Source organism: Streptomyces sp. IBSBF 2435 (assembly GCF_036815005.1).
Taxonomy (GTDB): Bacteria; Actinomycetota; Actinomycetes; order Streptomycetales; family Streptomycetaceae; genus Actinacidiphila.
The window spans coordinates 1-8810 of the sequence record NZ_JAJSYW010000236.1; the positions used below are offsets into that span (position 1 = coordinate 1).

The window sequence follows — 8810 nt, forward strand, 5'->3', positions numbered from 1 at the left end:
CGGCGGAGGGGGGCGAGGGCGGCGGCCGTGCGGGTGAGGACCGCCATCGTGTGCCACGGGTAGCCGTCCTCCAGGTGCGCCCGTCGCAAGGTGTCGGCGATGGACTCGACCTCGGCGCCCGGCGTCGGGTACGTGCGCACGGCGACCGCGCCGCCCGGCGCTTCCGCGGTGAAGGAGCGGTGGAGGCGTACCGCCGACGCGGGGAGCCGGGGCAGCGGCATACGGGTGGTGAGCTGGCGGGTGGCGGCCAGCAGTCCGCCGCGGGCCCGCCGGGAGACGCGCAGGACGGCGACATCCGCGGGCCTGCCGTCGCGGCGCGGGAATTGCTCGGGGAAGCCGAGGATGCCGTTGATGTCGGCGCCGCGGAAGGCGTAGACGGACTGGTCGGGGTCGCCGAAGGCGACCAGCGTCCGGCCCTGCCCTGCCAGCGCGGTCAGCAGCCGCACCTGCGCCGGGTCGGTGTCCTGGTACTCGTCCACATAGACCGCGTCGTACCGCCTCGACAGCTCCCGGTGCACCTCGGGCTGCCGGGCGAGCAGCACGGCCCTGTGCACCAGCTCGGTGTAGTCGACCATCCCGCCCAGCTCGGTGACCTCCAGGTATTCGTCGAGGAAGGCCGCCGCCGCGGTCCAGTCGGGCCGGCCGATGCGGTGGGCGAAGTCGGCGAGGGCGGCCGGGCCGAGGCCCAGTTCGCGGGCGCGGGCCAGCACCGCCCGCACCTCGTCGGCGAAGCCCCTGGTGGTGAGCGCGGCCCGCAGGTCGTCGGGCCAGCGCACCCGGCCGCGGCCTTCCCGCTCCAGCGCGGCCTGGCCCGCCAGCAGTTCGCGGACCAGCAGGTCCTGCTCGGGTCCCGACAGCAGCCTGACCGGGTCCTGGAACGCCTCGGCGGGCTGGTGCTCACGGACCAGGGCGTAGCAGAAGGAGTGGAAGGTGCTCGCCCGCAGGCCGCCGAGGCCGCGGGCCGCCATCCGGTCGCGCAGGTCGACGGCGGCCCTGCGGCTGAACGTCAGGACCAGGACGCGGTCCGGCGCGGTACCGGCCCGCACCCGGGCCAGCACCGATTCGATCAGCGTGGTGGTCTTTCCGGTGCCGGGTCCGGCCAGGACCAGCAGCGGCCCGTCCCGGTGCTCAACCACCGCCCGCTGTGCCGCGTCCAGCACAGGGGGCCGTACGGGCGCCGGGGGCGTCCGCAGCAGCCGGTAGCCGACGGCCGCGGAGGCCGCCTGGGCGGGAGGGGGAGACAGGATCACGTGGTTCGCCGGTTCGTTGGAGGCTTGAGCGGTGGTGCGGTGGTGCGGTGGCACGAGCGGGTACGGGGGCGGGCGCGGGTGGCCGCGGGTCCCCGACGCTACGCTGTGCGCCGCGCGGGCCGCGCGCGCCCCGGGGACACGCCGGACACTCCGTGCGGGGCGCCGATGCCGTGGACGGGTCCCGGATGGCGGAAGCTGGAGGGCATGAGCTTCCGGCCCTCAGCCGTCGGCGGCGCCGCCCGCGCCCGGCGTGCGCCCGTCCCAGCGCGCCCGGCGCATGTCGACCCGCGGTATGTGGCCCTCGCTCGCGGGCCCCGCGGTCCGCAGCGGCGTGCCCTCGGCGCGGTAGGCGTCCAGGGCGCGCCGTTCGTGGCCCGGCAGCAGGACGCCGTCGGCCCGCACCACGCGCCACCAGGGCACCCCGCTGCCGTACAGCGCGAGCGCCCGGCCGACCTGCCGGGGGCCGCCCTCGCCGAGCCATTCCGCGATGTCGCCGTAGCTCATCACCCGCCCGGCCGGGATCAGGTCGACGGTGTCGAGCACCCGCTCCGCGTAGTCGCCGGGCGCGCCGGGGTCGTACTCCTCGCTCATCCGCCCCATCCTGCCCCAGGCCGCCGACACCCGGGGGGTTCCGGTGCCATCCGTATGGTGGTCATGCCACCATCGTCCCGGCGGTGACTGGTGATACGTGATCAAGAAGAGACCGAAGCGGATCAGCCGGGCGCGGACAAGGCCGGAGGGGCCTCCCGCGCCCGTAAAGCGCTGCCCGCGCCCGGTGGCGGCGCCGCGGACGGTGCCGCGGCCCACGCGTCCCGCGACAAGGCGAAGGCCACGTCCGAGCGCGACGGCGACGCAGTGAGCGACGGCAACGGCCGCGACACAGGCCGCGGCAAGGACGAGGGCACGGACGGCGACGGCGGCGACGCGCGCGACGGCGAGCACAGCCATACCGTGGTCCCCGAGCCCGGCCCCACCCCGGTCGCCGTCGACGAACCGCTGCTCGCCGCCCGGGTGCACCGGCCCGCCGACCTGATGCGGTTCCTGTTCGGTCTGCTCGGCATCGCGGTCGTGCTCGCCATCGCGGGCTTCGCGCACGCGACGACGACCGGCCTTGAGACGGACATCACCAAGGGCACCGACCACGCGCCCGACGCGCTGGCGTCGTTCGCGGGCCTGACCGCGAGCGTCGCGGTGCTGATCGTGCCGGTCGCCTTCGCGATCGAGCGGCTTGCCAAACGGGACGGGCTGCGTATCGCCGACGGTGTGCTCGCCGCCGTACTGGCGCACGGCACCGCCCTTGCCACGGACCTGTGGGTGACCAATTCGGCGCCCGGCCCGATCCGCGAGGCGCTGACGCACAACGCTCCGTCCGGGAGCGGCATGACCGATCCGGTGCACGGGTACCTGGCGCCGGTCATCGCCTATGTCACGGCGGTCGGCATGGCGCGCCGCCCGCGCTGGCGGGTGGCGCTGTGGTTCGTGCTGCTGCTCGACGCCTTCGCGGTGCTCGTCGGCGGCTATACGACGCCGTTCTCGATCGCGGTGACCGTCCTGATCGGCTGGACCATCGCCTATGGCACCGTCTACGCGGTCGGTTCGCCCAACGTGCGCCCCACCGGGCGGCAGCTGCTGGCCGGGCTGCGCCGGGTCGGTTTCAGCCCGCAGACCGCCCGCAGGGTCCAGGTGGACGGGCCCGAGACGGCGGACTCCGACCGCGGGCGCGGCTATCTGGTCACCCTGGAGGACGGACCACCGCTCGACGTCACCGTGGTGGACCGCGAGCTCCAGGCGCACGGGTTCTTCTACCGCGCCTGGCGGCGGCTGTCCCTGGTCGGCGGGATCACCCAGCGGCGCAGCCTGCTCTCGCTGCGGCAGGCGCTCGAACAGGAGGCGCTGCTCGCGTACGCGGCAATCGCCGCGGGTGCCAACGCGCCGAAGCTGATCGCCACCTCGGAGCTGGGTCCCGACGCGGTGATGCTGGTCTACGAGCACATCGGCGGCCGGCGGCTCGACGCGCTGACCGACGAGGAGATCACCGACACCCTGCTGCGCGAGGCCTGGACGCAGGTGCGGGCGCTCCAGTCGCGGCGGATCGCGCACCGGCGGCTGGTCGGCGAGTCGCTGCTGGTGGACCGCTCGGGCCGGGTCTTCCTCACCGACCTGCGCGGCGGTGAGATCGCGGCGGGCGACATCGTGCTGCGGATGGACGTGGCGCAGCTGCTGACGACGATGGCGCTGCGGGTCGGCCCCGAGCGCGCGGTGGCGTCCGCGGTGGCGGTGCTCGGCCCCGACGCGGTGGCCAGCTCGCTGCCGCTGCTCCAGCCGATCGCGCTCAGCCGCGCCACCCGCGCGCAGCTCAAGCAGCTGGCCAGGGAGCGGGCCCAGCGGGAGCGCGAGGCGGTGCTCGCCGCCTCCGCGGCCGAGAAGGAGGCCCGCGAGAAGCAGCGTGCCGAGGACGCGGCGGCGGCCCGCAGAACGGCACGTGCGGGCCTGGACGGGGCGCCCGGCGCCGAGCGGGCCGGCGCGGAGGGGAAAGAGGGCAAAAGCGAGGAGAAGCCGGCCTCCAAGGCCGAGCGCAAAGCCGAGAAGCGGGCCATAGAGGACGCGCTCGAAGAGGCCCGCGAGGAGGATCTGCTGTCCCGGATCCGGCAGCAGGTGCTGCTGATCCGGCCGCAGGCCCCGGTCGAGCCGGTCCGGCTGGAGAGGATCAAGCCGCGCACCCTGATCACGGTGATCGCCGGTGCCTTTGCCGCGTATTTCCTGCTGTCGCAGCTCAGCTCGGTGCCGATCGGGCACGCCATCGCCAATGCCGACTGGCGGTGGGCGGCGATCGCGGTCGCGGGATCCGCGGCAAGTTATGTCGCCGCCGCATGTGCGCTGGCCGGCTTCGTGCCGGAGAGGCTGTCGCTGGTGCGGACGGTGCAGGCGCAGATCGCCGGGTCCTTCGTGAAGCTGGTGGCGCCCGCCGCGGTCGGCGGAGTGGCGCTGAACACCCGTTACCTACAGAAGGCCGGGGTGCGGCCGGGCCTGGCCGTGGCAAGTGTCGGCGCCTCGCAGCTGGTCGGCCTCGGCATGCACGTGCTGCTGCTGATGACCTTCGGCTTCATCACCGGTACGGAGAAGACGCCGTCGCTGTCGCCATCCCGTACGGTCATGGCGGGCCTGCTGACCGCCGGTGTGCTGGTGCTCGTGGTCACCGCGGTGCCCGCGCTGCGCAAGTTCGTCTCCACCCGGGTACGGGCGCTGTTCGCCGGTGTCGTGCCGCGCATGCTGGACGTGCTCCAGCGGCCCGGCAAGCTGGCCACCGGGATCGGCGGCACCCTGCTGGTGACGGTCACCTTCGTGATCTGCCTGGACGGCTGCGTACGGGCCTTCGGCGGCAATCTCAGCTACGCGGCCGTCGCGGTGGTCTTCCTGGCGGGCAACGCGCTGGGCTCGGCCGCCCCGACGCCCGGCGGTGTCGGCGCGGTCGAACTGGCGCTGACCGGCGGTCTGATCGCGGCGGGCCTGCCCAAGGAGGTGGCCACCCCCGCGGTGCTCTTCTTCCGGCTGCTGACCTTCTGGCTGCCGGTGCTGCCGGGCTGGCTGTCCTTCACCCAGCTCAGCCGCCGCGGGGAACTGTAGCGCCGGCCTGTGGCGCCGGAGGGGCGCACAGCAAAGGGGCCGGCGCAGAAGCGCCGGCCCCTTCGGGCGTTCCGACCGCCGATCAGTAGATCGGCTTGTGCGGCTCGACGGTGTTGACCCAGCCGATCACGCCGCCGCCGACGTGGACGGCGTCGGAGAAGCCCGCGGACTTGAGGACCGCGAGGACCTCGGCGCTGCGCACGCCGGTCTTGCAGTGCAGCACGATCCGCTTGTCCTGCGGGAGCGTCGCCAGGGCGGCGCCCATGATGAACTCGTTCTTCGGGATCAGCTTCGCGCCGGGGATGGACACGATCTCGTACTCGTTCGGCTCGCGGACATCGATGATCTCGATGTTCTCGCCGTCGTCGATCCACTCCTTGAGCTGCTTGGGAGTGATCGTCGACCCGGCCGCCGCCTCCTGCGCCTCCTCGGAGACGACACCGCAGAAGGCCTCGTAGTCGATGAGTTCGGTGACCGTGGGGTGGTCGCTGCAGACGGCGCAGTCCGGGTCCTTGCGGACCTTGACCGTGCGGTACGTCATCTCCAGGGCGTCGTAGATCATCAGCCGGCCGACCAGCGGCTCGCCGATGCCGGCCAGCAGCTTGATCGCCTCGGTGACCTGGATCGAGCCGATCGAGGCGCACAGTACGCCGAGCACGCCGCCCTCGGCGCAGGACGGCACCATGCCGGGCGGCGGGGGCTCGGGGTAGAGGCAGCGGTAGCAGGGGCCGTGCTCGGACCAGAAGACCGAGGCCTGGCCGTCGAAGCGGTAGATCGAGCCCCAGACGTACGGCTTGTCCAGCAGGACGCACGCGTCGTTGACCAGGTAGCGGGTCGCGAAGTTGTCGGTGCCGTCCACGATCAGGTCGTACTGCGCGAAGATCTCCATCACGTTCTCGGCTTCGAGCCGGGTCTCGTGCAGGACGACGTTCACCAACGGGTTGATCCCCAGGACAGAGTCGCGGGCCGACTCGGCCTTGGAGCGGCCGATGTCGGCCTGGCTGTGGATGATCTGGCGTTGCAGGTTCGACTCGTCGACCTCGTCGAACTCCACAATGCCGAGCGTGCCGACACCGGCGGCCGCGAGGTACATCAGGGCCGGCGAGCCGAGACCGCCGGCGCCGACACACAGCACCTTGGCGTTCTTGAGCCGCTTCTGCCCGTCCATGCCCACATCGGGGATGATCAGGTGACGCGAATATCTGCGGACCTCGTCAACGGTGAGCTCGGCGGCCGGCTCGACCAGGGGTGGCAGCGACACAGGGACCTCAGCAATACGTTTGGTCGGTCTCAGACGGTACGGACTCCACGTGCTCGCACACGCGCATCCCTGCAACACTGCCACGCCGGTCTTCATTCCAAGACACCCGGTCCGAGGACCGAGACATCCGACGGTCACATCGTGGGCGGCGGCCGGTCCGCGGCCCCGCCGCCGGCCGCGCGGACCACCCGGTCCCAGTATCCGGGCGGCCCCGCCCACGGGTCGGTCCCGTAACCCGGACCGGAGGCGCGGGATCCCGTACGCCGCCGGGTCCCGGTCAGACGCGGCATGCCGCCTCCATCCACACGTCGGCCAGCGACTCCTCCAGGCCGATCCGCGGCCGCCAGCCCAGCCGGTCGCGTGCGGTACGGACATCGGCCTGCTGCCACAGCCCGCACCCGTCGGGATACGGCGGCATCGTCACGGCGCCGGGGGCCTGCGTCTCGTCCAGGTCGCGGACGGTGCCCTCGTAGCCCGCGACATGGGCCAGCGCGGCGGCCATGTCCCGCATCCGCACCGCCCGCCCGCTGCCGATGTTCACCACGCCCTGCGCGGCCGACAGCGAGGCGGCGTGCACCGCCCTGGCCACATCGCGGGCGTCGATGAAGTCCCGCTGCACGGCCAGGCCGCCGAGCCGCAGTTCGGGGTCGCCGTTCTGCATCGCCCGGCGCAGCGCCTCGGCGACCCGGCCCATCGGCGCGCCGGTCGGGGTGCCGGGGCCGACCGGGCTGAACACCCGCAGCACCACCGCGTCCAGGCTCGACCCGAGCACCAGCTCGGTCGCGGCGAGCTTGCTGACCCCGTACGGGCCGCCGGGCCGCGGCGGGGCGTCCTCGCCGGTGGACGAGCCCACCGGCGAGGGGCCGTACTCCGAGCCGCAGCCCAGCTGGACCAGCCGGGCGGCGATACTGCTGCGGCGCATCGCCTCGCAGACCGTGGCGACGGCCACGGTGTTCTGCCGGGTCAGCTCGCGGGCGGCGCCACGGGTGGTGCCGGCGCAGTTGACGACGACGCCGGGATGGACCGCGTCGAGGAAGCGGGCGAGCACGCCGGGCGCGCCGCTGGACAGGTCGAACCTGACGTCGGCGTCGTCGCTGCGGCCCAGCGCGGTGAGCTGGACGGCCGGGTCGGCGAGCAGCCGCTCCGCGACATGGCGGCCGAGGAAGCCGTCGGCTCCGAGCAGCAGCACTCTCATCGGGAGCCTCCGAGCGGTGCGGTGCGGAGCTGCCGGTGTCGGGTCAACAAATGCGTGATCAAGGGTCTCTTTCTCCTGGTCGGTGTGACAGAGGTCAGTGGCGCCCGGCGAGCGGCGGGCGGTGGGCGGCGGCCCGGGCGAGCAGGCGGAACGCCCGGGCCGCCAGTACGAGGGCGGCGGCGCCGCAGGCGGCGGCCTCCGCGGTGCCGCCAGGCGGCGCGAGGTGGCCGGGGGCCGCCGCGAGCACGAGGGTCAGCGCCTCGGCGGCGCAGGCCGCGGCCAGGCCCGCCGCGGCGGTCGCGGCGTGCCCGTGCACGGCCAGCAGCCGGGCGGTGAACAGCAGCACACCCAGCGCGGCCGGCCCGGCGAGCGGTGCGGACTCCGCCACGGCGGCGGCCAGCAGCAGCGCGGTCTGTACGGCGGCGTGCCCGGCCAGGGCCGCGGCAAGGCGAGGGCGTACGGCGTCGGCGAAGTCGGCGAGGCCGTGGCTGGGGGCGAGTTGGGCGCGGGCGGCGACGGCGAACCAGCGGGCCAGGGCCGCGGCGGGCAGCAGGCCGAGCGCCAGCGCCGCGAAGGCGGCGGTGCCTGCCCCGGTGTCGAAGCGGCCGCGGCCCGCGAGCGCGGTGACGGCCTGCGGGCCGTAGAGGGCGAAGCCGAGCAGGCCGTACGTCCAGATGGCCGCGCCCGCGCCATGTGCGAGACGCAGCGGGCCGCCGCGCAGGGCCGCCCACAGGGCGACGGCCGCCAGCCCCGCGGCCGGCGCGGCTGCCGCGGGGAACCTCGCCGCCAGGACGCAGCCGGCCCCGGGCAGCAGGTGCACCGCGACGGTCCACCCGCCGAGCCACGCGCCGCCCGCCGCCGGCTCCCCCGGGGCGGCCACCCGCCCCGCCCGCGGCACCCGTGCGTACAACTCCTCGGCCAGCCCGAACACATCACGGTGCCGCAGCCGCCGCGCCTCCCCGTCATTGACCCCGCACGCCTCAAGACCCGCGGCAATCTCCCACGCGTCAACCGCCCCCGCGACCATGGCCCGGTGCCGGTGCATCACGGCCAGCACGGGGTCGGCGGGGCCGTGGCGGGGCGGCGCCACGGCAGGCAGGCGGGCGCCGCCGGGGGGACGCGGCGCCGCCGCCGCGGCCGGTACACGGGGACCGCCGGGAGCGTGGCGGGGCGGCTGCGAAATCGATTCGGCACCGCGGCCCGCGCCGGGGCGATCCCGCGGTTCGGGGCGCGGCTCGCTGGGACCCGATCCTGGTACGTCCACGCCACGCTCGGGGCGCGGCCCGTCCACGCCAGCACCCGGGCGCGGGTCGCCCGCCGCAAGACCGCGACCTGACGCCTCCGCCGCAAGGCCGAGGCGCAGCCCGTCCACGCCAGCACCCGAGCCCAGCTCACCCGCCACTCGGCCAGGGCGCGGCCCATCCACGCCAGAGCCGAGGCGTGCAGAGTTCGGCGGGGCTTCGGATATGGGGGGCTGGGC

General features: G+C 74.6%; 7 protein-coding genes. 1 reads left to right on the top strand and 6 read right to left on the bottom strand.

What is annotated here, in order from left to right; translation table 11 throughout:
* Both V7E46_RS30245 and V7E46_RS30250 read right to left on the bottom strand, forming a co-directional pair.
* Positions 1-1250, bottom strand: a 1250-nt coding sequence (locus V7E46_RS30245; RefSeq protein WP_333771397.1) for an ATP-dependent helicase, incomplete at its 3' end; no start/stop codon positions are given.
* A 219-nt stretch (positions 1251-1469) separates the two neighbouring features.
* Positions 1470-1850, bottom strand: coding sequence for an MGMT family protein (locus V7E46_RS30250; protein WP_333771401.1), 381 nt, complete (start codon positions 1848-1850; stop codon positions 1470-1472).
* A gap of 81 nt (positions 1851-1931) precedes the next feature.
* On the opposite strand from V7E46_RS30250, the gene V7E46_RS30255 reads away from it, so the two are divergent.
* Positions 1932-4874 (top strand): lysylphosphatidylglycerol synthase domain-containing protein, encoded by a 2943-nt coding sequence (locus V7E46_RS30255; protein ID WP_333771398.1) that lies wholly within the window; start codon positions 1932-1934, stop codon positions 4872-4874.
* An 82-nt stretch (positions 4875-4956) separates the two neighbouring features.
* On the opposite strand, the gene moeZ is transcribed toward V7E46_RS30255, so the two are convergent.
* The 4 genes from moeZ to V7E46_RS30275 all read right to left on the bottom strand — a co-directional run bounded on the left by moeZ (position 4957) and on the right by V7E46_RS30275 (position 8420).
* The gene (moeZ, locus tag V7E46_RS30260; protein WP_329174978.1) at positions 4957-6135 is read right to left on the bottom strand and encodes an adenylyltransferase/sulfurtransferase MoeZ; all 1179 of its coding nucleotides are present in this window, start codon (positions 6133-6135) and stop codon (positions 4957-4959) included.
* A gap of 134 nt (positions 6136-6269) precedes the next feature.
* Positions 6270-6425, bottom strand: a complete 156-nt coding sequence (locus tag V7E46_RS30265) for a hypothetical protein (protein WP_333771399.1) — start codon at positions 6423-6425, stop codon at positions 6270-6272.
* A complete protein-coding gene (locus tag V7E46_RS30270) occupies positions 6413-7330 on the bottom strand; it encodes an NAD-dependent epimerase/dehydratase family protein (protein WP_329174980.1) in 918 nt (305 codons plus the stop codon). Before V7E46_RS30270 ends, V7E46_RS30265 begins: the two co-directional genes overlap by 13 nt.
* Positions 7331-7424: 94 nt before the next feature.
* Positions 7425-8420, bottom strand: a complete 996-nt coding sequence (locus V7E46_RS30275) for a hypothetical protein (protein WP_333771400.1) — start codon at positions 8418-8420, stop codon at positions 7425-7427.
* Positions 8421-8810 lie beyond the last annotated feature (390 nt).

Coding starts and splice junctions, on each gene's coding strand:
- V7E46_RS30250 (WP_333771401.1), bottom strand. CDS start 1,850: ATGGGGCGGATGAGCGAGGAGTACGACCCCGGCGCGCCCGGCGACTAC.
- V7E46_RS30270 (WP_329174980.1), bottom strand. CDS start 7,330: ATGAGAGTGCTGCTGCTCGGAGCCGACGGCTTCCTCGGCCGCCATGTC.
- V7E46_RS30265 (WP_333771399.1), bottom strand. CDS start 6,425: ATGCCGCGTCTGACCGGGACCCGGCGGCGTACGGGATCCCGCGCCTCC.